Annotated in this window: 18 protein-coding genes; 7 read left to right on the top strand and 11 right to left on the bottom strand. The window is 71.8% G+C overall.

Features of this window, described 5'->3' with window-relative positions; genetic code table 11:
* Positions 1-241 precede the first annotated feature (241 nt).
* The 6 genes from ACWDRW_RS29250 to ACWDRW_RS29225 all read right to left on the bottom strand — a co-directional run bounded on the left by ACWDRW_RS29250 (position 242) and on the right by ACWDRW_RS29225 (position 4,740).
* Positions 242-1,162, bottom strand: coding sequence for a MurR/RpiR family transcriptional regulator (locus ACWDRW_RS29250; protein ID WP_451727834.1), 921 nt, complete (start codon positions 1,160-1,162; stop codon positions 242-244).
* A 110-nt stretch (positions 1,163-1,272) separates the two neighbouring features.
* Positions 1,273-2,940, bottom strand: coding sequence for a phospholipid carrier-dependent glycosyltransferase (locus tag ACWDRW_RS29245; RefSeq protein WP_451727832.1), 1,668 nt, complete (start codon positions 2,938-2,940; stop codon positions 1,273-1,275).
* Between the two features lie 95 nt (positions 2,941-3,035).
* Positions 3,036-3,218, bottom strand: coding sequence for a hypothetical protein (locus tag ACWDRW_RS29240; protein ID WP_451727831.1), 183 nt, complete (start codon positions 3,216-3,218; stop codon positions 3,036-3,038).
* 16 nt (positions 3,219-3,234) lie between these two features.
* A complete protein-coding gene (locus ACWDRW_RS29235) occupies positions 3,235-3,522 on the bottom strand; it encodes an SHOCT domain-containing protein (protein WP_451727829.1) in 288 nt (95 codons plus the stop codon).
* A 46-nt stretch (positions 3,523-3,568) separates the two neighbouring features.
* Entirely contained in the window at positions 3,569-4,012 is a 444-nt protein-coding gene (locus ACWDRW_RS29230; RefSeq protein WP_451727826.1) for a DUF6325 family protein, read from the bottom strand.
* Positions 4,013-4,029: 17 nt separating this feature from the next.
* On the bottom strand, positions 4,030-4,740 hold the full coding sequence (locus tag ACWDRW_RS29225; RefSeq protein WP_451727823.1) for a nucleoside/nucleotide kinase family protein: 711 nt from the start codon (positions 4,738-4,740) through the stop codon (positions 4,030-4,032).
* 192 nt (positions 4,741-4,932) lie between these two features.
* Between ACWDRW_RS29225 and ACWDRW_RS29220 the strand changes: the two genes are divergently transcribed.
* From ACWDRW_RS29220 to prcB, 3 genes are all read left to right on the top strand, one after another.
* Entirely contained in the window at positions 4,933-6,432 is a 1,500-nt protein-coding gene (locus ACWDRW_RS29220; RefSeq protein ID WP_451727820.1) for a hypothetical protein, read from the top strand.
* On the top strand, positions 6,429-7,364 hold the full coding sequence (locus ACWDRW_RS29215) for a lysylphosphatidylglycerol synthase domain-containing protein (RefSeq protein ID WP_451727817.1): 936 nt from the start codon (positions 6,429-6,431) through the stop codon (positions 7,362-7,364). Before ACWDRW_RS29220 ends, ACWDRW_RS29215 begins: the two co-directional genes overlap by 4 nt.
* A 73-nt stretch (positions 7,365-7,437) precedes the next feature.
* A complete protein-coding gene (gene prcB / locus ACWDRW_RS29210; protein ID WP_451727814.1) occupies positions 7,438-8,292 on the top strand; it encodes a proteasome subunit beta in 855 nt (284 codons plus the stop codon).
* 2 nt (positions 8,293-8,294) lie between these two features.
* On the opposite strand, the gene ACWDRW_RS29205 is transcribed toward prcB, so the two are convergent.
* Positions 8,295-9,254, bottom strand: a complete 960-nt coding sequence (locus ACWDRW_RS29205; RefSeq protein WP_451727811.1) for a hypothetical protein — start codon at positions 9,252-9,254, stop codon at positions 8,295-8,297.
* Positions 9,255-9,264: 10 nt separating this feature from the next.
* The gene (locus tag ACWDRW_RS29200) at positions 9,265-10,737 is read right to left on the bottom strand and encodes an APC family permease (RefSeq protein ID WP_451727809.1); all 1,473 of its coding nucleotides are present in this window, start codon (positions 10,735-10,737) and stop codon (positions 9,265-9,267) included.
* A gap of 315 nt (positions 10,738-11,052) precedes the next feature.
* On the opposite strand from ACWDRW_RS29200, the gene ACWDRW_RS29195 reads away from it, so the two are divergent.
* The gene (locus tag ACWDRW_RS29195; protein WP_451727806.1) at positions 11,053-11,550 is read left to right on the top strand and encodes a DUF5709 domain-containing protein; all 498 of its coding nucleotides are present in this window, start codon (positions 11,053-11,055) and stop codon (positions 11,548-11,550) included.
* A gap of 116 nt (positions 11,551-11,666) precedes the next feature.
* Here the strand turns inward: ACWDRW_RS29195 and sthA are convergent, their stop codons facing one another.
* Positions 11,667-13,100 (bottom strand): Si-specific NAD(P)(+) transhydrogenase, encoded by a 1,434-nt coding sequence (sthA, locus tag ACWDRW_RS29190; RefSeq protein ID WP_451727804.1) that lies wholly within the window; start codon positions 13,098-13,100, stop codon positions 11,667-11,669.
* Between the two features lie 155 nt (positions 13,101-13,255).
* Here sthA and ACWDRW_RS29185 point away from each other — a divergent pair, with 155 nt between their 5' ends.
* Positions 13,256-14,374, top strand: coding sequence for a sulfite oxidase (locus tag ACWDRW_RS29185; protein ID WP_451727801.1), 1,119 nt, complete (start codon positions 13,256-13,258; stop codon positions 14,372-14,374).
* A gap of 6 nt (positions 14,375-14,380) precedes the next feature.
* Here the strand turns inward: ACWDRW_RS29185 and ACWDRW_RS29180 are convergent, their stop codons facing one another.
* Complete coding sequence (locus tag ACWDRW_RS29180) at positions 14,381-14,584, bottom strand: hypothetical protein (RefSeq protein ID WP_451727799.1); 204 nt, start codon at positions 14,582-14,584, stop codon at positions 14,381-14,383.
* 157 nt (positions 14,585-14,741) lie between these two features.
* On the opposite strand from ACWDRW_RS29180, the gene ACWDRW_RS29175 reads away from it, so the two are divergent.
* The gene (locus ACWDRW_RS29175; RefSeq protein ID WP_451727796.1) at positions 14,742-16,985 is read left to right on the top strand and encodes an MMPL family transporter; all 2,244 of its coding nucleotides are present in this window, start codon (positions 14,742-14,744) and stop codon (positions 16,983-16,985) included.
* Between the two features lie 7 nt (positions 16,986-16,992).
* On the opposite strand, the gene ACWDRW_RS29170 is transcribed toward ACWDRW_RS29175, so the two are convergent.
* Complete coding sequence (locus tag ACWDRW_RS29170; protein ID WP_451727794.1) at positions 16,993-18,198, bottom strand: glycoside hydrolase family 64 protein; 1,206 nt, start codon at positions 18,196-18,198, stop codon at positions 16,993-16,995.
* A 225-nt stretch (positions 18,199-18,423) separates the two neighbouring features.
* Here ACWDRW_RS29170 and ACWDRW_RS29165 point away from each other — a divergent pair, with 225 nt between their 5' ends.
* Positions 18,424-19,188: a hypothetical protein gene (locus ACWDRW_RS29165; RefSeq protein ID WP_451727791.1), complete on the top strand. Its 765-nt coding sequence runs from the start codon at positions 18,424-18,426 to the stop codon at positions 19,186-19,188.
* Positions 19,189-19,206: the final 18 nt, after the last annotated feature.

The raw sequence follows: 19,206 nt of genomic DNA, 5'->3' as shown, positions 1-19,206 counted from the left end.
TAGGAGTCGGCGGCTGAGGGTGCCCGTCGCGGAGCCCGCGGGGCCGACGGAAGTGCGCACGGCGGATGGGGTGACGTGCGCATGAGCGGACCGTCGGCCTTTCTACGGGCGGGTGCGGCGTGGAGCAGTATTTATATATGCCGTCCGCTTTGCAAGACGTATGAAAACATTCATGCTCGAAAAGGGGTGGAAGGTGCCCCTGTGATGCGGTTTGGCGACCGCGGCGGGGGAGCCCCGGGGATCAGTCCCGGAGGAAGAACTGGTGCTGGTCGGAGATGTGCTCGTACTCCTCGAGCCGGGCCTGGGTGCGCTCCGGGTCGGCGTCGGTCATCGCCTGGAGCAGGGCCGCGGCCATGACGCCGGGCGCGGCGTAGGAGTCGAAGACCAGCCGTGACCCGGTGCCCGTCGCGAAGACGACGTCGGCCGAGTCGGCCACCGGGCCGAGCGCCAGGTCGGTGACGAGCGCGACCCGCAGGCCCGCGCTGCGCGCCACCTGGACCGCGGTGAGCGTCTCCTGGGCGTGCCGCGGCATCGAGAACGCCAGCACCCAGGTGCCGCCCGCCTCGCGCGACTGCAGCAGCGCGTCGTAGGCCACGCTGCCACCCCGTGTCACCAGCCGGACGTCGGGGTGGATTCGCCGGGCCGCGTAGGCGAAGTACTCGGCCAGCGACGCCGAGATGCGCAGGCCCAGGATGGTCAGCGGGGTCGACCGCGACAGCTCGCGGCCCACCTCGATCACCTGGTCGGGGTTGCCGAAGTCGCGCCGGAGGTTCTCCAGGTTGTCGATCTCGGCGTCGACCGCGGCCTGGAGTTCGTTGCTGCCGTTCTCCTCGGTTCCGGGGCCGCCGGCGAGGGCGCCGAGGGCGATCGACTGCAGCTTCTCCCGTAGCGCCGGGTAACCGGTGAAGCCGACCGCGGCGGCGAATCGGGTCACCGAGGGCTGGCTGACCCCGACCCGCTCGGCGAGATCGGTGATCGACAGGAAGGCGGCCTCGGTGATGTTCTCGATCAGGTACTGGGCGATGCGGCGCTGCCCCGGGGACAGATGGGGGCCGTCGAAGAGCACTCTGAGCTGGGAAGTCGGGGACGCCTCCGCTTCCGCGGCGGTCTTCCCCGAGGTGATCGCGGATGCCTGTGCGCGTGCCTGCTGCGGCGATGGCACCGGTGCGCCTCCTTTGTCTTCCACAGTGCCTCAACATAGCTCACGCACCGTGCCGAACCGGAGGCCGAAAGCCCCTCCGGCCGGTCAGGGGGCCGCCGGAATCACAACGCTCATCGGCGATAGATGGTGATCGAATGGCCGACCGTATCGATCGGGCGACTGCTTTCGATCAGCTCGGCCAGTCGGCCGGTCGCCTTCGCCACCGACGAGTCCGACACCACCAGCAGCCCACGCACCTCCCGCGCGGGCACCGTACGCGGGTCGACGGCCTCGATGCCGTAGTACGACGGCACACCGCTGCCCTTGTACACCAGCCAGACCGGCTCGCCCGGATACCGCTCGCGCAGCCGGTCGGCCAGCCGCCCCAGGTCCTGCCCCCAGTCCACGGCCGCGTCGTGCAGCCGCAGATGCGTCTTCGCGGGACCCCCGAACGCCTCGTTGGAGTACGGCAGATAGTAGGGAAACGTCCGCAGCGAGCTGACGGCCACGAACAGCACCAGCCCCGCCGTCACCGCCGCGCCACGCACCCGCGTCCGGCCCTTCCCCGCCACCAGCACACAACCCGCCGCCACGGCCAGGAACATCGGCACGAACACCGCGTACCGCGTCCCGAAGTCCCGTGACCCCTGCATCGCCGCGAGCAGCAGCACGGCCGTGGGCACCAGCACATAAGGCGTCGCGGGCCGCAGCCGTCGCACCGCCGACAACGCCACGGCACCCGCCGCCCACAGCACCAGCATGCCGAGCGGTGTCTTCACCAGCAGCGCGGCCGGCAGGTAGTACCAGAGCGAGCCGGTGTACAGCCGTCCGAACAGAAACCCCTGCCACGGGTGCTCCTCGAAGGCGAACTGGAGCCGCACGCCGTCCCGGTAGGCCTCCGGGAACGGCAAGGCCTCTACGGCCAGGCCCCGCAGCCCGTGCACAACGGGCACCGGCTGCTCCGGCGCCCAGCGCAGCCGCGGATCGACCACCAGATACGTCGCCCATACGACGGCCACCGCGACCAGCGCGACGACAGCGGCCCCCGCCGCGGCCCGCCTCAGCACAACGCGCCGGACCGGCACGGAGGTTCCCCACCACACCGACACCACCGCGAGACCCAGCAGCACCGGCACCGCGCTCAGCGCGCTCATCTTCGTGGCGAGGGCCGCGCCGAGCGCCGCCCCGGCGAGCGGCAGGTACAGGCGGGGCCGCAGACGCGCCCGCCACAGCAGCCACACCGACGTCAGCAGGAATCCGGCCGCCGGGACGTCCAGCGTGGCCAGCGATCCGTGCGCGATGACGTCGGGCGAGAGGCAGTACAGGGCCAGGGCGGTCAACCCGGCCGCCGGACCGGCCAGTTCCCGCGCGAAGGCGAACACCACGAGACCGAACAGCAGGGTCAGCACGATGACCGGCAGGCGGGCGAACAGCATCAGCCGCCAGGGATCGTTGCCGGACTCGTACAGCAGATGCCGCCCGATCTCCCCCTGGTCGCCCTCGAACGAGGCGTCGTAACGCGGATCGGCGAGCGCCAGCCCCGCCGCCACGACCAGTTTGCCCAGCGGCGGATGCTCAGGGTTGAGGCGCAGGCTGTGCTCGTCGAGGTAGACGGCGGCCGTCCCCACGTACACGGGCTCGTCGATGGTCGGCGTCTGCTGGACGGCGGTCGTCACCATCGCCACCGCCATCTGGCCGAGCAGTACGACCGCCAGGAGCGGCACGAGCCACCGCCTGCGGGCGGGGCGCGGTGACTCGGGGACGGCGGGCCGGGTGTCCAGGAGCGGTTCGCTTGCCATCATCCGTCCCGCGATGCCACCGGCCGCACGGTGGCGGGAGGGGTGCTGCGGCGCCTCATGCGCCTACTGTGCACCAGCTCCCGCCGCCAGGAGTGTCACCGCCGCAGGAGTCGTACCGACAGACCCTCCGCCGTGCACAGGAGTACGGCCCGCGACGTCGCGGAGTTCAGCTCCACCCGGCAGCCGTCCGGCCGAGGCCGTGACCAGGAGTCGGGCGGCCGGGGCTCGACGCCCCGGCCTTCCTCGTCGCTCCACCCACGGACCGGTGCGATCACCATCGGGGAAGGTTCCGGGTCAGGCTTCCAGCACCCGGCGCTTCTGTTCCTCGAACTCGGCCTCGGACAGCACGCCCTGAGCCTTGAGTTCACCGAGCTGCTTCAGCTGCTCGATCTTGTCCGTCATGTCGGGGGCCGCCGCCGGCGGCGCCGCGTAGGACGTCGGCTGAGGCGGTTGCGGCGCGGCCTGGTACTGCTCCTGTGCCGCCCAGCGCCCCGCTTGCCGACGGCTCACACGGTTCGACACGGCGGTCGCTGTCCCGGCCACGACGGCGGTGCGTGCCACCCCGCGAAGAAGACCTGGCATGACTGATCCCTTTCTGCGCGTCGGCCGTCATCGGCCGTCGCGTCGTTCAGGAGGCGCCCTCGACCTCGTCGAGGGCGGCGGCCAGCGCGTTCACCGGGATCCGTCCCGAGGCGACCAGCCGGGCACCGCCACGGCGCAGGGCGCCGGCGAAGGGTGCGGCCCACCGGTTCTCGTAGACCAGGATGCCCGCGGAACTGCCCGGTTCCAGCGCGTTGGCCGCCTCCTCGAGGTCGTCCTGGCCCAGCAGCCCGGACGACGCCCCCTCGAAGACGGCGAGGTCGAGCTGTCCGTCGCCGGTGAGGTCGGCGATCTCCATGCCGGTCACCGAACCGTCGGCGTCCTTCCGGACGAACATCAGGTCCAGGATCCGGATGATGCCGCGGTCCACGAGGTCGACCAGGAGAGGGAAGCCCTCGCCCGTCATCCGGTTGCCGGGGAATTCGACGACCAGGTAGTCGATCGGGCCCACTTCTTCGAGTTCCTCGCTCACGCTGTCACCCCTGGTGCTCACGACTGCCCCCAGCGACGCCCCCTCGCCTCAATTGCACCATCGGCGCGCTGTCCGCGCACTTCTGCAGGCCCCGGGCGCGTGCTCACCACCAGATCCGCCCGCCCCCGCGTCGCCGCCACCAGTTCGGCGTTGCGCTGGTCCGACCTCATCACCCACGCCACCGCCTGCTCGTGGGTCTTGCCGAACTCCTCGTGGCGGGCGATCAGGCGGCGCAGGCGTTCGTCCTCGTCGAGTTCGCAGAACCAGACCTCGTCGAGCTGGGGGCGTACGCGGGACCAGGCGCCGGTCTCCAGGAGGAGGTAGTTGCCCTCGGTCACCACCAGGCGGGCGCTCCGCGGTACCGGGACGGCGCCGGCGATCGGCTGCTCCAGGATCCGCTCGAAGCCCGGCGCGTACACCACCTCCCCGTCCGTCTCCTCCCGCAGGCGCCGCAGCAGTGCCGCGTACCCGGCGGCGTCGAAGGTGTCCGGCGCGCCCTTGCGGTCACGGCGGCCGAGCCGGTCCAGTTCGGCGTCGGCGAGGTGGAAGCCGTCCATCGGGACGTGGGCGACCCAGGGAGTGCCCGACCCGTTCAGTTCCCGGATCAGATGTTCGGCGAGTGTCGTCTTGCCCGACCCCGGGCTGCCCGCGATGCCGAGGATCGCGCGCTGCCCGGAGGCCGTGAGGGACCGGGCGCGGGCGAGGAGATCGTCGAAGGTCTGCGGCACGCACCGAGTCTTTCATCCGTTGCCGCGCCGGCTGACTCGTTCTTGTCAGGCACCTGGCCGAACTCAACCCTGCGCATCCGCCCCACGCGAGTTAGTTTGTCCGTGTTTTCTCCCGTTTCCCTGGCTGCGGGCCTCGGACGGCCGGGCACCGCGTCGTAGGGCCCTACGACGCGCAGCGGTAAGGGGTGGACGATGGCGCACGGCACGAACGCGATGCTCGTGGGCAGGGGGCGACGCGACGCGGCGGCCGTGTCCGGCGGATCCTGGCGGACGCGGGGCGACGCCCCGCTCGCCTCGGTGGCCGGTGCCTTCACCGCCGCGCAGCTCCTGCTCGTGCCCCCGGACATGGGCCTCGGCTGGGACGAGACGGTCTACGTCAGCCAGGTCGGCGACCAGGCCCCGCCCGCCTTCTTCAGCGCACCGCGCGCCCGGGGCGTCTCCGTGCTCGTCGCGCCGGTCGCCTCCTGGTCGGAGTCCACCAGCCTGCTGCGGGTCTGTCTCGCCGTCGTCTCGGGCCTCGCCCTCTACCTCGCCCTGCGCGCCTGGCGCGGCCTCTTCCCGCCCCGGGTCCTGGCCGCCGGCGGCGCCCTGTTCGCCTCGCTGTGGGTGACCCTCTTCTACGCCCCGCAGGCCATGCCCAACCTCTGGGTCGCCCTCGGTGCCCTGCTCGCCGTCGGCTGCTTCCTGCGGGCCCGCGCCGCGGACCGGCCCGACCGGCGGGCTCTGTGGGGCGTGGCCGTCGGCACCGCCGTGATGGCGGTGATGCGTCCGACCGACGCCGTCTGGATCACCCTCCCCCTGCTCGCCACCGCCCTGGTCCTACGGCACTGGCGGCTCGGGCTCGTCACCGCGGCCGGTCTCCTCACGGGTGCCGTCCCCTGGGTGGTGGAGGCGTTCACCTCCTACGGCGGACTGCGCGAGCGGCTCGCCGAGGCCTCCCGGGTCCAGGGCGGCCTCGGCTGGCACTTCGCCGTGGACGACCAGATGCGCGGCCTGGTCGGACGGACGCTGTGCCGGCCGTGCTCCGGATCCATGCCCCATCCCGTGCTCACCGTGTGGTGGCTGCTGCTGCCGCTGCTCGCCGTCCTCGGGCTCGTCGTCGCCGTACGGGCACGACGCACCGCCCGCACCCTTGTGCCGCTCCTGTGCGCCACCACCGCGGCCGTCCCCTACCTGTTCCTGATCGGCTACGCGGCCCCCCGCTTCCTGCTGCCCGTGTACGCGCTGCTGGCCGTTCCCGTCGCCGACGGCCTGCTGCACCTGGTCACCGCACCCGACGGGCGGTGGCGGCCGGTCGCCGCGAGCGTCCTGGCGGTCGCGGTGGCCGCGCACCTGGCCGTGCAGTTCGCCGTCCTGAACCACATCGTCGACCGCACCGTCCGCGACCACCGGGTCTGGGCCCGGGACGTCGAGGAGCTGCACGCCCTCGGCGTCCGCCCGCCCTGTCTGCTCACCGGTCACGAGGCCATCCCGATCGCCTACTACGCCGGTTGTTCCTCGGGCGCGATCCGGGGCAACAACGCCAATATGACCACGGCGGAGATCCTGCGCACCGCACGCGTCGAACCGGTCGCCGCGCTGAGCGTGCCCGGCGGCACCCCGCCCTCCTACGCCCGCGGCTGGCAGCTGCACCGGCTCGAGGGCATGGACGTCCGGGTCGCACCGGCGCCACCCGCGGGCGGAGCCGAATGACGCCCGAGCCGCTCGCTCCCGCCTCCACCCGCCGACGGGCCGCCTACTGGCACACCGCGCTCACCCTCGCCGTCGTCGTCGCCGCCTGCTGGCTGGCCCGGCGGCACTGGCCGATGCTGGAGACGGGCGCGGTGCGGCTCGCCGTGGCGGACCAGGGGTGGCTCCTCGTCGCCGGCACGGCGGCGCTCGGCACCTGGCTGTGCGCGGCGCTCGCCCAGCAGGGCGCCGTACCCGAGCGGCTGCCCCGAGGGCGCCTGGTCGCCGCGCAGTTCGCCGCGTCCGCCGCCAACCACGTGCTGCCCGCCGGACTCGGCGCGGGCGCCGTGAACCTGCGCTTCCTCATGCGCTGCCGACTGACCGCCGGCCGCGCGGCGACCGCCGTTGCCGTCAAGGGCCTCGCCGGAGTGATCGTCCGCGCCGCCCTGATCGCCGGGCTCGCCGTCGCCTGCCCCGGCGTGCTGCGCTTTCCGGACGTCTCCCCGGTGGTCCCGCTCGCCGCCGCGGGCGCCGTCGCACTCCTGGCGTGGCTGCTCCGCCGCCGCTGCCGACGGCTCCTGCGCACCGCCCTCACGGACATCCGGGCCGTGCACGCCCAGCCGCAGCGGGCGGCGGCGCTGTGGGGCGGATCGCTCGCCTTCGCCGTACTGCACTGTCTGGTGCTGATCGCCGTCACGCAGGCCGTCGCCCTGCCGCTGCCGCCTCTGCGGGTGGCGCTGCTCTACCTCGCCGCCAGCAGCGCGGCCGCCCTGCTGCCCACCCCCGGCGGGCTCGGCTCCCTCGACGCGGCGCTCGCGTTCGCGCTGACGGCGGCCGGGGCGCCGGGTGCGGCGGCCGCCTCCGCCGTCCTCGGCTACCGGCTGCTGACCGTCTGGCTGCCGCTGGTGCCGGGACTGCTGGTGCTCGGGGTGCTGGTCCGGCGCAAGGCCCTGTGACCGGCGCGGAGTTTCCCGAGCGCACACCGCAGGTAGGACTCCCCTTGTCGGTCCGCGGACGAGGGGGAGTGCCATGACGCAGGGCGAGTACGGCGGGGGACTGGACGAGGAGTTCTTCGTCCCGGGGTCCTCCTCCTTCTCCGAGTTCCTCGCGCTTCACCGTCCGGAACTGCTCAGCACTCGCCGGGTGTTGCCGGACGGCGTACGGGCCGCACCCGACCAGGTGCCGCACGGCACCACCGTGCTCGCCCTCGCCTACCGCGACGGGGTGCTGATCGCCGGGGACCGCCGGGCCACGATGGGCAACCTGATCGCCCAGCGCGATCTGGAGAAGGTGCACCCGGCGGACGACCACACCGCCGTCGCCTTCGCCGGGACCGTCGGACTCGCCCTCGACATGGTGAAGCTCTACCAGGTGGAGCTGACCCACTTCGAGAAGATCGAGGGCATCCCGATGACCCTCAACGCCAAGGCGCGACGGCTGGCGGGCATGATCCGGGAGAACCTCGGCCAGGCCATGCAGGGGCTCGCCGTCGTCCCCCTCCTCACCGGCTACGACCCCGCGAGATCCGAGGGCGAACGCGGCCGCATCTTCAGCTTCGACCTGGCCGGGGGACTCTACGAGAAGAAGGATTTCCACGCCGAGGGTTCCGGATCTCCTTATGCGCGGGGCGCGTTGAAGAAGTTGTTCCACCGGGGCATGTCCCGCCGTGACGCGTCCCTGGCGGCGCTCCAGGCGCTCTACGACGCGGCCGACGACGACTCCGCGACCGGCGGCCCGGACCTCAGCCGGCGCATCTACCCGATCGTCTCGGTCATCACCGAGGACGGCTTCGAGCGGCTGTCCGAAGCCGAGACGGAACAGCTGAGCCGCGAGATGGTCGACCAGCGCCGCAGCCGCCCGGACGGACCGACCGCGACTCCGTGAGCTCAGCTTCTCGGCAGCAACTCCTTGTGCCACTTGGTGAGTTGTCTGACCGGGTCGCCGGTGTACGACCACGGGGTGCGGGTCGCCCGGCGGCCCGTCATGCGCAGCAGCGAGGAGGCGATGTCCGGCAGCCCGGCGAGGCAGGCGGCGTGGGTGAGGTAGTGCAGATCGCGCAGCTCGCCGGGGGCGACCGCGTTCGCGGTGCGGCCCGTCACCCAGCGCTGCCAGGTCCGCCGTACGTCTCCCACCGCGCCGGCGTGATCCCAGTGCTGCCCGAGCCCCATCGCGGAGGTCTGCCCGTGTGCGGCGTCGAGGGCGTAGCGGTACTCCTCGACGCGGGCGTACTGGACCAGGACCGGCAGCGGGCAGCCCGCCGGGGCCGCGCCGGCCGCGTCGCGGGCGAAGTCGTACATCAGGCCGTGGGTGCCGTGCCAGCGCGCCGAGTAGTAGTGCAGCACCTGAAGGTGTCCCTCCACGCTGTACGGGTCGCGCCGGTGCAGTTCGTCCCACCAGCGGGCCAGTTCCCGCCGCCGCACGCCGGACGGGTACAGCCGCGCCACCGAGATCAGTGAGATCCACGGCGTGGGATCGTCGACGTAGGCCTCGGCCGCCCGCAGACACGCCAGTACGGCGCTGTCGACGCGCTGCTGGTCGATGGGCGTGCCCCGGCCCGCGGCGATGGCCAGGTTGAAGGCCCGGGCGGTCTCGGTGGCCGCCCGCAGCACCAGCGCGTCGGCGCTGTTCGGCTCGGCGGCCAGCCAGGACTCCATCGTGGAGCTTCCCGCGCAGGCCTGGGCCAGCATCCGTACCCGGTGGCCCCGGGAGAGCCAGTCGGGTCCGGTCGTCCGCAGCAGATCGCGCAGTCCCTGCCAGCGTCCGATGACGATGTCCTGGCGGGCGGAGGTCAGGGGCGCGTCCCCGCAGTCGGGGTCGAAATCGGGAGTGAAGCGCTCGCGCGCCATCGCGGCCCCCTCAGAAGTCGGTGGGGTGGCCCTCGTGGACGCGGGCGTGCTCGGGCGGGCGGCCCGCGGGGACGTACTCGGTCGCGACGGTGAGCGTGGCGTCCAGCTTGGCGGGCCGGTAGTAGTCGCTGCCGCGGCGCCAGTACCAGAGCATCGGGACCACACCGGCGGCGAGGCCGCCGACGCCGATCGCGATGGCGGCGGGACTGAGTTCGCCGAGCGACTCCACGAACACCCAGAACATGAACAGGGCGCCGAACAGCGGCCATACGCCGCCGAAGACGAAGTTGGCCGGGGACCTCAGCAGCATCTTGCGGTAGGCGACCACGACGGCGAGGCCGGTCAGGCCGTAGTAGACGGCGATCTGCAGGCCGATCGCGGAGATGGCGTCGGAGAGGATGTCGCCGACCGTGCCCAGCGCGTTGGAGGCGACGAACATCGCCAGGGCCACCGCGCCCACCACCACGACGGCCACCCACGGGGTGTTCCAGGTGTGGTGGACCTTCCCCAGCGCGGAGGGCATCGTGCGGTCGCGGCCCATCGCGAAGAGCGAGCGCGTGACCTGGATGAGCGTGGTCTCCAGGGTGGCGACGGTGGACAGCATGACCGCCACGATCAGCAGCTTCCCGCCCCATCCGGGCCAGATCTCCTCGCCGAGGACGGCCAGCACATTGGCCTCGTTGGCGTGGATCTGGTCCGTGGAGAGGATGACGTTCACCGCGATGGTGAACACCTCGAACAGCAGGAAGACCACACCGACCCCGATCAGGCCCGCGAGTCCGGTCGTACGGCGGCTGTTGCGGGTCTCCTCGCTGAGGTTGCTGGTGACGTCCCAGCCCCAGTAGTAGAACGCGGCGATCAACGCGCCCGAGGCGAAGCCCGACACGCCGTCGAACTGGCCGAAACCGAGCCAGGACCAGTCGAAGGCGCGGGCGTTGTCGGTGTGGAAGACGGCCAGCACCGCGAACAGCGCGAGCAGGGCGAGTTCGACGCCGGACATGACGAGCTGGGCGCGTACGGTGAGCCGGGCACCGCCCAGCACCACCAGCAGCATGAGCAGGAACCAGGCCGCGCCCACCGCCGTGGACAGCGCGGTGTTCTCGGCGAGTTCGGCGTCGAACAGCGCGAGCGTCATCGACCCCGCGGGCAGCGAACCGGCCACCATGAAGATGGTCGCCGACACCACCAGGGCCCAGCCGCTGAGAAAGCCCAGAAAGGGATGGAGAGTTCGGCCCACCCACGAGTAACTGGCGCCCGCGTTCACATCGATGCGGCCGAGGTAGCTGAACGCCAGCGCGATGCCGAGCATGGGTATCGCGCAGTACAGCAGAGCGGCCGGACTGGCCGTCCCCACCACGCCGACCAGGACCGCGGTGGTCGCGGCGAGCGAGTACGCCGGAGCGCTGCCCGCGACCGCCATCACCACCGTGTCGAACGTACCGAGGGCGCCTGCCTGAAGCCCTCTGCCCCTTTTGTTGCTCATGGCCTGTGCTGCTTTCCGTCGTGCACGCCGCCGGGCACCGAGGAGCCCGACGCCGTATGGGGGGTGGGGGGTTGCACCCGCCCGGGGCCGTGGAGGGATGGCCTCGGACCGGGGCGGCGAAAAGTGTTTGGAGGGGTGGGGGCGTGCAGCCGCAGAGTCGGCGTACGATCACACCGCGTGTGCACGTGATGAGTGATGATAGCCCCACCGCCGACTGCCCAGGACAGGCCGGGTGGTTGGCGAACGCGGATCGGGAAACGCGGTTCGGGAGACAGGAGAGGGACCAGCGCCCACGAGTACACGCAGGAGGCAGGCATGGGCACGGACCGCGGCAACCCCGGGCCTATGGCGGACGACGCCTACCAGCCCACCGGTACCAACGAGGAACAGCAGGACGCGGCTCCGCTCGACCTCCAGGACGCGGTGGACGAACGGACCTACGACGACACCCTTGACGAGGGCTACTCCCCGCCGGAGAAGCCGCTCGGCGTGACCAAGTACGGCACCACCGCCGCCGAGCAGCACGAGGGCGAGACCCTCGACCAGCGCCTCGCCCAGGAGGTCCCCGAGGCGCCCGGCCCCGTGGCCGAGGAGGGCGAACCGGCCGACCCGCAGACGGGCGACCGGCGCGCCGGCCGCCTGGTCGCCCCGGACGAGGGCGCCCACCCCCACACCACCAAGGACGAGATCGCCTTCGACGTGGGCGTGGACGGTGGAGCCGCCGGCGCCGAGGAGGCCGCCGTGCACGTCGTGGAGGACGACAGCCACCTCCCCGACGAGGAGGACACCACGGTCCGGCGCCCCGGGCCCTGAGACCGGCACCGACGCCGAGGTCGGTGCTTCTGTGTCGAGCCGCGAGGTGAAGGGGACATCAGGGACCGGCCGCGCGAGCCACCGGTGAGCCTCGCGGCGCGCCGCCGGCTCGGCCGTCAGCCGGAATCCGCCCGACCGGTCATGTCCCCGTCGTCCATGCGGTCCACCTGGCGGAGGCGGTTGGTGGCGTCCAGGGCCGCGACCTTGTAGGACTCCGCCAGCGTCGGGTAGTTGAACACCGCGTCGACCAGGTAGTCGACCGTGCCGCCGCAGCCCATCACCGACTGGCCTATGTGGATCAGCTCGGTCGCCCCGGAGCCGAAGCAGTGCACGCCGAGCAGGGTGCGGTCCACGGGCGAGACCAGCAGCTTCAGCATGCCGTGGGAGTCGCCGATGATCTGTCCGCGGGCCAGCTCCCGGTAGCGGGAGATACCGACCTCGAAGGGGACGCGGTCGTCGGTCAGCTGGTTCTCGGTGCGACCGACGAAGCTGATCTCCGGGATGGTGTAGATCCCGATGGGCTGCAGGTGGTGCATCCGGCCGACGGGCTCCCCGAAGGCGTGGTACGCGGCCGTGCGGCCCTGTTCCATGGAGGTCGCGGCCAGCGCCGGGTATCCGATGACGTCGCCGACGGCGTAGATGTGCGGGACCTCGGTGCGGTAGTGCTCATCGACCGAGATCCGGCCGCGCGGGTCCGCGGACAGTCCGGCCTTGTCCAGGTCGAGCCCGTCGGTGAGGCCCTGCCGGCCGGCCGAGTACATCACCGCGTCTGCGGGGATCTTCTTGCCGCTCTCCAGCACGGTCAGCGTGCCCCGGGGGTGCCGCTCCACCGCGGCCACCGTCTCGCCGAAGCGGAAGGTCACCGCCAGGTCCCGCAGCTGGTACTTGAGCGCCTCCACGATCTCGACGTCGCACATGTCGAGCATCCCGGCTCGTTTCTCCACCACGGTGATCTTGCTGCCGAGCGCGGCGAACATGGAGGCGTACTCCATGCCGATGACCCCCGCGCCGACGATGACCATCGACCGCGGCACCCGCTCCAGGGTGAGCACGTTGTCCGAGTCCATGATCGTCCGCCCGTCGAACTCGACGGTGGCGGGCCGCGCGGGGCGGGTGCCGGTGGCGATCACGATGTGCTCGGCGGTGAGCAGCCGTTCATGGCCGGTCACCTCGCGCACCGCGACGGTGTGGTCGTCGACGAACCGGCCGGTGCCGGCGAAGAGGGCGACCTGGTTGCGGGAGAGCTGGCTGCGGATGACGTCCACCTCGCGGCCCACCACGTGCTGGGTGCGCGAGATCAGGTCGGCGACGGTGATGTCCTCCTTGACGCGGTAACTCTGGCCGTACAGATCGCGCTGGGAGAGTCCGGTGAGGTAGAGCACCGCCTCGCGCAGGGTCTTGGAGGGGATGGTGCCGGTGTGGATGGAGACCCCGCCGACCATGTCGGGGCGGTCGATGACGGCCACCCGGCGGCCCAGCTTGGCCGCGGCGATGGCGGCCTTCTGGCCGCCCGGACCGGATCCGAGGACGAGCATGTCGAAGTCGGGCATCCTCAGGAGTCTGGCAGCCGGAAGACCGTTTCCGATAGGGCGGGCCGGAAACCGACGGCGCGAACCTGCCTCGGGGGCACGGTGGTTGGACCGGCGCACGACGGTCGTGCGTATCCGGCGAGGCGGTCGCGGTGCTCCGGCGGGACAATGCCGGTATGGGTGCACGACTCGGTGCCGCGAGCGCGCCCGCCCGGCTGGCCGCCCCCGACGAGGCGATCGGCCGCGACGAACTGGCGCTCGCCACCAGAAACCACGGACTGCCGCTCGAGGCCCTGCGCTACGACCTCACCCCGCCGGGCCTGCACTACGTCCTGACGCACTACGACATCCCGTACGTGCCCGACGCGGCCCCCTGGACCCTCACCCTGCACGGCAGAGTGCGCCGGCCGCTCCGTCTCGACCTCGCCGATCTCAAGGCGTTCCCCCAGGTCACCACGCGCGTCACGCTGGAGTGCGCGGGCAACGGCCGGGCCCTGCTCACCCCCCGCCCGGTCAGCCAGCCCTGGCTCGTCGAGGCGGTCGGCACGGCCGACTGGACCGGCGTGCCGCTGCGGCTGCTGCTCGGCGAGGCCACAGTGGAGGGCGACGGCGTCGAGGTGGTCTTCACCGGCGCCGACCACGGGGTGGAGCGCGGTGTCGAGCAGGACTACCAGCGCGCCCTCCCACTGGACGTGGCGCAGTGCACCGACCCCGAGATCCTGGTGGCGCACGCCATGAACGGCGCCCCGCTGCCCCCGCAGCACGGCCGGCCCCTGCGGCTGGTCGTGCCCGGCTGGTACGGCATGGCGCACGTGAAGTGGCTGCGGGACATCCAGGTCGTCGACGAGCCGTTCACGGGGTTCCAGCAGGCCGTGGCCTACCGGCTGCGGCAGCGTTCCGAGGAGCGGGGTGAGCCCGTCACGCGGATCGCGCCGCGAGCGCTGCTGATCCCGCCCGGTTTCCCGGACTTCATGTCCCGGACCCGGGTGGTCGCGCCCGGCCCGGTGAGCCTGGAGGGGCGGGCCTGGTCCGGCCTGGCCCCGGTGACGCGGGTCGAGGTGAGCACCGACGACGGGCGAGGCTGGCGGCGGGCCGAGGTCGCACCCGAGGGCGGTCACCGGTGGGCATGGCACCGCTGGCGGTACGACTGGACCGCGACACCCGGCGAGCACGTGCTCAGCGCACGGGCCACGGACGCCGAGGGGCACACCCAGCCGTTGCGGCAGCCGTGGAACCGCGGCGGCTTCGCCAACAACCTGGTCCAACGGGTCCGGGTGGTGTGCCCGGACCCGTAGGGCAGGTCAGGGGAGCATCTTGTCGAGGGCCGCGGGGCCCTCCGCCTCCAGCTTCCGCTTGGCCCATTCGAGATTGCGCGGGGTGATGTCCTTGCCCGAGGCAAGGACCAGGTCCTCCGGGGACACTTCGGTGCCGGTGCGGGCGTGGAGCAGGTCGTCCGGGGTGGCACGGTCCTCGGACGGCCCGGACGCGGGCTGTGACGTCGGCATGATCTGCTCCTCGGGTCCGGATCGCTTCCTATCACCATTCAACGCCTTGGCCCGCCGTGCATCCGGAAGGGGACCGCGGTCTGGAAATGACGTACTGATCGACTCGGCGTGTAATGAAGAAAAGTCATGTCCCGGGTCACGGAGAGATGCCACATACATGTCACCGACTCGCGTGAGCGAGGGGGAAGAGCGCGGGGCTCCACCCGCGCGGGGGATCCTGCGTCGGCTCGGGGAAACCTGTGCCCGGCACTTCGTCATCGTCATCGTCGCCTGGCTGGTGGCGCTCGTCGCCCTCCAGACGCTGAATCACCTGCACGGCGGTGAGTACTCCGACAACTTCTCGCTGTCGCAGTCGCAGTCCCAGAAGGGCCAGGACGTGCTCAAGGAGCACGATCCCCAAGCCGGCGGCTACAGCAGCCAGATCGTCGTGCACGACGCGCAGAAGTCCCTGAGTTCGCTGGACTCGCAGATGTCCACGACGGTCGGTGACCTGCAGAAGCTGTCGCACGTCCTGTCGGTCCAGAACCCGCTGACCGCCCCGCCGCCCGCCAGCGGGCAGCCGAACGTCGGACCCCTGTCCACCGACGGCAAGACGGCCTACATCACCGTCCGCTTCGACGTCCAGCCCTCCACCCTGGGGGACAGCTACCTCGACGGCGTCGACAAGGCGGTGCAGCCGCTGCGCTCGGCCGGGGCGCAGGTGGAGTACGGCGGTCCGCTCGGTGAACTGGCCCGGCCCGAGGCGGACGACCGGGTGAGCGAACTGATCGGGTTCGGGGTGGCGATCGTCGTTCTGCTCATCGGCTTCGGCAGTGTGATCGCTTCGGTGGTCCCCCTGCTCAGCGCGTTGATCGCCGTGGTCGGCGGGCTCGCCTGCCTCGGTCTGCTCGCCGCCGCGTTCACCTTCGCCACCGTCTCCCCGACGCTGGCCACGATGATCGGCATCGGCGTCGGCATCGACTACGCCCTGTTCCTGATCACGCGGCACCGGCAGAACCTCATGGACGGCGCCGATCCGGTCCACGCCGCCGGCCGGGCCACCGCCACCAGCGGCCGGGCCGTGCTGGTCTCCGGCTGCACGGTGATCGTCGCCCTCACCGGCCTGTACGCCTCCGGTGTGTCGTTCATCGGCAAACTCGGCCTGGCCGCCGCGGTGACGGTGGTGTCCGCGGTGCTCGGCGCCCTGACCCTCGTACCGGCCCTGCTGGGCCTGGTCGGCACCCGGATCGACCGTTACCGGGTACGCAGACCGGTCGCCGAGACCGACGCCGAGCCGGGCGCCACCCCGCACGGCACCTGGCACCGCTACGCCCAGCGCGTGGCGCGTCGGCCGCTGCGCTATCTGACCGCCGGACTCGCGACCGTCGCCGTCCTCGCGATCCCGGTCTTCTCCATCCAGCTCGGCCACATCGGCGACGGCGCCGACCCCACGTCCTTCACCGACCGGCGCGCCTACGACCTGATGACCGATGCCTTCGGGCCCGGCTCCAACGGTCCGCTGACCGTGGTGGTGGACCAGACCAAGGTGCCCGACTCCCAGCGCTCGGACCTGTCCTCGAAGGTGCAGAAGAGCCTGGACGGTGTGTCGGGAGCCGCCGCGGTCACCCCGCTCACGACGACCCAGGACGGGGACGTCCTGATCTCCACCGTGTACTCCAAGACGTCCCCGCAGAACGCCGACACCACCGACCTGACCAACCGCCTGGTCGACGAGACGCTGCCCGACGCGGTCTCCGGCACCGACGCCAAGGGCTATGTCACCGGCACGACCGCGGCCCAGGTCGACTTCCGGAACGTCGTCTCCAGCCGGCTGCCCCTGATCATCGGCGTGGTGGTGGCGCTGGCCTTCCTGATCATCCTGGCCGTCTTCCGCGGCCTCCTCGTCGCCGTGAAGGCGGCCGTCCTCAACGTCCTGTCCATCGCCGCCTCCTACGGCGTGGTCGTCGCCGTCTTCCAGTGGGGCTGGGGCGGCCCCGCGCTGGGCGTCAACGGCAAGGTGCCCATCGAGAGCTACGTGCCGATGATGATGTTCGCGATCATCTTCGGGCTGAGCATGGACTACGAGATCTTCCTCCTCTCCCGGGTGCACGAGGCCTGGCTGCGCACCCAGGACGCCAAGGCCTCCGTGGCCCACGCCCTGGAGATCACCGCGCGGGTGATCACGTGCGCCGCGCTGATCATGGTGAGCGTCTTCGCCGCCTTCATCGTCAGCGACAACATCGTCGTCAAGATGCTCGGTCTCGGTCTCGCCGTGAGCGTTCTGATCGATGCGACCGTCGTGCGACTGCTCATGGTGCCCGCGGTGATGACCCTGCTCGGACGGCATGCCTGGTGGACGCCCCGCTGGCTGGACCGGATCCTCCCGCACATCGACGCCGAGGGAGAGCACGGGGGGAAGTGACGCCGCCTCAGCCCTCGAACGGCGTCAGCGTCAGCCGGATCCCGGTGGGGGCGGTGTCCTGGATGTACGAGGCGAAGTCGGCGACGTCGTCGAAGGCGAAGCCGTACGCCCGCCCGTCCGCGGTGGCCGCGTGCACGGCGGCGGAGTAGTGGTTGGTGAGCGAGCCCCGGTAGAAGGTGGCCGGGTCGGTCGTCGGCTGGGAGGGGTGGGACACGAGCGTCGAGCGGTTGAACGCGGCGCCCAGGACCGCCGCGACCGGACCGGTCGTGCCGTCGTTGGGAGCGGCGAGGGCGCCGTCGCAGAACAGCACGTCCCGGGTCGAGGGCCGGGCGAAGGACACCTGGGCGGGCCCGTCGAGGACGAGCCGATCGCCCCGCACCCGGCCGGTGAACGCGCCCGCATTGGTCGTGACGACGAGGTCGCGTCCGGTGTACGTGCTCCACACCTCGTCGATGTACGGCGCGAAGTAGTCCTTCGGGAACAGCCCCGCGTCCAGCCCGTGGCCGGGCGCGATCACCCGCGTCTCGTCCACCACGAGACCCGCGAACTCCTCTCGCTCCCGTACGGCCGCGAAGGCGGAGGCCCGCCCGCCGGGGCGCAGCACACCGGTCGTCTGGTCCCGGGCACCGGTCAGCCGGATGCCGAGCGGCACGCTGAACATGTCGACCATCGTGGTGTTGCAGAACATTCCGGATGAGTTGTAGGTGAACTCGGCGCAGTCGTGCAGCACCGGGTAGTTGGGGTCCGAGGCCACCCAGCCCGCCGGGTACTGCAGCGCCGCCGCGCCGTTGCCGTCGGTCACCGCCTTGAACTTCAGCTTCTGCCCGAGGGCCACGTAGATCCGACCGGACAGGTACGGCAGCGTCAGCCGTGTCTCTTTGCCGCTCGCGAGGGGGATCGCGTAGTCGGTGAAGCCGTCGGGGCCGTTGTCCGAGAGGGCGATCGGGGCCAGGGTGCCGTCGGGGGTGACCCGGACCTGGCGGCCGTCCTGGTTGCCGACGATGTACAGGTGGACGTTCGCGTTGTCGAAGGCGCCGCTGTCGTTGACGATCGTCAGCGGCAGTCCCGCGGCGGCGCCGGCGCCCGCGGACTCGGGGGATCCGGCGAGGGCGTGCGGGGCGAGGGCGGCGACGGCGGGCGCCGCGACGGCGGCACCGCCGAGGGCGAGGAGGAGCTTGCGGCGGCCGAGTCGGCGCTGGTGGCGGGGTGTCATGTGGGGGATCTCCCGGAGCTTGGTGCGGGCATGCGTGGGGGGTGCCGCCCAGACGGCGATCACGCCGACTGAGAGCGCTCTCAGGATGCTTGCCGTCGGCGTGGAAATCGAGGGTCCGTCAGCCGGCGGCGGTCATTTAACCGCGTGCTAAGGGCCCCTTAAGGAAGTAAGGTTGCGATCTTCGGTCGGCCCACGCCCTCCGGAGTCCCGTAGAGGCCGACCACGATGACCCCTGACGACGTCACCCCCGAACAGCTCCGACTCGACCGCGCCCTGGACGACCTGTCCGCCACGTTCCGGGGGATGACCGCCCGGAACCACGAGAACCAGTGCACCTGTCACTGGGGCAGCGACGAGGAGCTCGAGCTGCTGAAGATCCCGGACGTGCGGCTGGAGGCGGACCTGCTGCGCCGCACCTGGGACGCGTCCGATTGGACGGACCACGGCGCGGTCCTGCGCCGCATCCTGCCCCAGTTCGCCCGCGAGCTGGTCGGCGGCCGGGTGGAGCCCATGTTCGGGATGCACGAGGTCGGCCGGTCGTTCGCGCGCGGCCACTGGCGACGGTGGCCCCTCCAGCAGAGCCTCGCCGTAAGGCAGTTCCTGCACGCCTGGTGGGCTCACAGCCTGACGGATCCGGACCCCGCCGTCCCGGTCCACGAGCTGCTCGCCCTGTGCGCCGAGGCGTCGGGCACGCTCACGCCGTGGCTCACCGCCTGGGAAGCACTCGACCACCCCGTCGCCGACCGGCACTTGGCCTCGGCGGCCGACGAATGGGAGTACCCCCTGCTCGGCGACGAGCTGCCCTGGGACACGTGGGACGACGAGGACGCCCTGCGCACCGAACTCGCCGCCTGGCTCGTCCGGTACGCGCCCGCCCGGCTGCGTGCCCTGGACGACGTACCCGACGAACTCCTGCACCGCATACGCCTGATCGGCCTCACCGGCCCCGACCGCTGGGAGGACCCGCACTACCCGCACCGCGTCTACTGAGCGGACCGGGCCGAGTGG

This window comes from Streptomyces sp. NPDC003635, from assembly GCF_053587635.1.
The sequence above is the reverse complement of the archived record's forward strand: the minus strand, read 5'-3'. Positions and strand labels throughout refer to the sequence as shown.

What these genes read in the sequence shown, in the direction of transcription:
- prcB (WP_451727814.1), top strand. Translation starts at nt 7,438, where the DNA reads ATGACGCAGGGCGAGTACGGCGGGGGACTGGACGAGGAGTTCTTCGTC.
- sthA (WP_451727804.1), bottom strand. Translation starts at nt 13,100, where the DNA reads ATGCCCGACTTCGACATGCTCGTCCTCGGATCCGGTCCGGGCGGCCAG.
- ACWDRW_RS29185 (WP_451727801.1), top strand. Translation starts at nt 13,256, where the DNA reads ATGGGTGCACGACTCGGTGCCGCGAGCGCGCCCGCCCGGCTGGCCGCC.
- ACWDRW_RS29240 (WP_451727831.1), bottom strand. Translation starts at nt 3,218, where the DNA reads ATGGTGATCGCACCGGTCCGTGGGTGGAGCGACGAGGAAGGCCGGGGC.
- ACWDRW_RS29170 (WP_451727794.1), bottom strand. Translation starts at nt 18,198, where the DNA reads ATGACACCCCGCCACCAGCGCCGACTCGGCCGCCGCAAGCTCCTCCTC.
- ACWDRW_RS29180 (WP_451727799.1), bottom strand. Translation starts at nt 14,584, where the DNA reads ATGCCGACGTCACAGCCCGCGTCCGGGCCGTCCGAGGACCGTGCCACC.
- ACWDRW_RS29220 (WP_451727820.1), top strand. Translation starts at nt 4,933, where the DNA reads ATGGCGCACGGCACGAACGCGATGCTCGTGGGCAGGGGGCGACGCGAC.
- ACWDRW_RS29245 (WP_451727832.1), bottom strand. Translation starts at nt 2,940, where the DNA reads ATGGCAAGCGAACCGCTCCTGGACACCCGGCCCGCCGTCCCCGAGTCA.
- ACWDRW_RS29205 (WP_451727811.1), bottom strand. Translation starts at nt 9,254, where the DNA reads ATGGCGCGCGAGCGCTTCACTCCCGATTTCGACCCCGACTGCGGGGAC.
- ACWDRW_RS29165 (WP_451727791.1), top strand. Translation starts at nt 18,424, where the DNA reads ATGACCCCTGACGACGTCACCCCCGAACAGCTCCGACTCGACCGCGCC.
- ACWDRW_RS29215 (WP_451727817.1), top strand. Translation starts at nt 6,429, where the DNA reads ATGACGCCCGAGCCGCTCGCTCCCGCCTCCACCCGCCGACGGGCCGCC.
- ACWDRW_RS29200 (WP_451727809.1), bottom strand. Translation starts at nt 10,737, where the DNA reads ATGAGCAACAAAAGGGGCAGAGGGCTTCAGGCAGGCGCCCTCGGTACG.
- ACWDRW_RS29235 (WP_451727829.1), bottom strand. Translation starts at nt 3,522, where the DNA reads ATGCCAGGTCTTCTTCGCGGGGTGGCACGCACCGCCGTCGTGGCCGGG.
- ACWDRW_RS29175 (WP_451727796.1), top strand. Translation starts at nt 14,742, where the DNA reads ATGTCACCGACTCGCGTGAGCGAGGGGGAAGAGCGCGGGGCTCCACCC.
- ACWDRW_RS29195 (WP_451727806.1), top strand. Translation starts at nt 11,053, where the DNA reads ATGGGCACGGACCGCGGCAACCCCGGGCCTATGGCGGACGACGCCTAC.